Origin of the sequence: Citrobacter sp. wls718, from assembly GCF_005280945.1 — a bacterium.
Lineage (GTDB): Bacteria > Pseudomonadota > Gammaproteobacteria > Enterobacterales > Enterobacteriaceae > Citrobacter > Citrobacter gillenii.
In genome coordinates, this window is record NZ_SZWV01000054.1 from 1 (window position 1) to 1,975 (window position 1,975).

The 1,975-nt window shown below is 50.6% G+C and carries 2 protein-coding genes; one reads left to right on the plus strand and one right to left on the minus strand.

Features of this window, described 5'->3' with window-relative positions; translation table 11 throughout:
* Positions 1 to 938, minus strand: a 938-nt coding sequence (locus FDW95_RS11005; protein WP_137363500.1) for an alpha/beta hydrolase, incomplete at its 3' end; no start/stop codon positions are given.
* Between FDW95_RS11005 and FDW95_RS11010 the strand changes: the two genes are divergently transcribed.
* Positions 937 to 1,830 (plus strand): LysR family transcriptional regulator, encoded by an 894-nt coding sequence (locus FDW95_RS11010; RefSeq protein WP_004958616.1) that lies wholly within the window; start codon positions 937 to 939, stop codon positions 1,828 to 1,830. The two genes, FDW95_RS11005 and FDW95_RS11010, sit on opposite strands and share 2 nt — an antisense overlap.
* Positions 1,831 to 1,975: the final 145 nt, after the last annotated feature.

The following is a 1,975-nucleotide window of genomic DNA, read 5'->3' on the forward strand; positions in this document are numbered from 1 at the left end:
TGGAAATATAGGGGCCAATCCATCCCCCCTTCAATGGCGGCTGTAAATTTTAACAGGTGGCTGGCGACCTCTGTAGGGGCCTCCAGAGGCAAGAGATGTCCGACGTCTGGAATAATATACATTGATGCATGTGAAATAAGGGGCAGCAATTCTCTTTGCAGAGTAGCCGGAAGGTCTACACGATCCAACTCCCCTGAAATGACCGTCACAGGGACATTAATTGAGGCCACTTCCTGGGTAATGTCTTCGCCGATAGCCGTATTAGGCCAGCCTTCTTTGGCCTCGGATGAGGCCCTCAAACTGTCCTCGATTACCTGTTCACGCAGAGCAGAACTTAGTGCCCCCGCTGTCAGGACATTATCAATCACAAAGCCGACAGATTCGCGGCTGTTATATGCGCTGGATAACGTATCGCGCTGCTCAGGCGTGAGACGCATAGGTGAAGGTGGAGAGGGAGCGATAAGCATCAGGCCTTCAAGACCTGCAGGCCGACGCGACGCCATCAGTTGGGCAACTTTTCCCCCCATCGAATGGCCAATAAGAATGTAGCGTTTAAGCTCAAGCGCTGAAATAACCCCTTCGGCATCCCGAGCAAGGTCACCAATTCGGTATCCTGATTTAGGTGCGTCTGAGCCCCCCCAGCCCCGGTGGTCGATTGCAACTGTGCGGTAGTGGTCAGGTAACTGACTTATCACGCTCTCCCATGTACGGGATGAACCGCCATAATAATGCAAAAATACCAGTGCAATTTCACCGCTGCCCTGTTGCTCAATGTGGATACCCGTTCCATTCACCTTAATTTTCATCGTCTCATGCCTCTTCATGTCATTAAGGTAATGGTAATTGCTGTCATGAGTGATGATAATCAGCGTAATTGTGTCGACAGCCGATACTCTGATTATCGAATGGTGGTAAGTTATGGACAGGTTCACCAGCATGCAGATTTTTATCGCGGCAGTGGATGAAGGCAGTTTCGCCGCCGCTGCGAGACGTTTTAAGCTTTCGGCTGCAATGGCAGGAAAGCATGTCAGCGCTATAGAATCTGATCTAAATGTACGACTTCTTCAGCGTTCAACACGCCGTCTTAGCCTGACGGATGCCGGTGAGCGGTATTATGAACGTTGCAAAGTTATTCTTGAGGTTCTTGAGGATGCGAACCGGGAAGCCAGTGATGTTCAGAAAACACCGAAGGGGTTGCTTCGCGTTGCAGCACCGGTCGCCTTCGGTGCAATGCATCTTGGTAGGATCGTATCACGCTACCTGGAGCAATTTCCGGAGGTCAGTCTGGACGTTGTACTGGAGGATAAATACGCCGATCTGCTCGAAAATCGAATCGATGTTGCCATCCGAGTTGGGCGTTTTGAGGATCCGACACTGGTTACGCGGCGGCTGGCACCTTGCAGGATGGTTTTGTGCGCTTCACCGGAGTATTTGAAAAAACATGGCACACCAGAGACGCCGGATGATCTTTCCCGTGCGCCTCGACTGGCGTTCAGCCAGGCGGTTTCAGCGGGAGACTGGACGATTTATGATGCACAAGGCAGGCCGCACAGTATTGAAGGCCCATGCCGTATGACTGCCAATAACATTCAGTTGCTTCTTGAATCCGTACTGGCCGGAACAGGCATTGCTTATGGGCCCAACTTTGTTTTTGGCGAGCATATTAAGCAGGGCAAGCTGATAAAGCTGCTGCCAGCATACCGGACGACTGAACTTACTATTCAGGCTGTTTATCCCAGCGCGATCCGTATTCCTTTCAAGGTTCGCAGCTTTGTTGATTTTATTGCTAAAGCGTTAGGAGATACACCGCTGTGGGGAGAAGAAAATTGAAATATGCAAGAAGTAACATCCGCTTCTGGCACATAGCAGACAGCTATGGGCTGCTGAAGGTCCGCTGTGAGCGAGAAGCGGACATTGCAGACTGCCCAGTAGAAAAAGTGCTATCAGAATTATCTAAGGAAGGTGCGAATAAGCA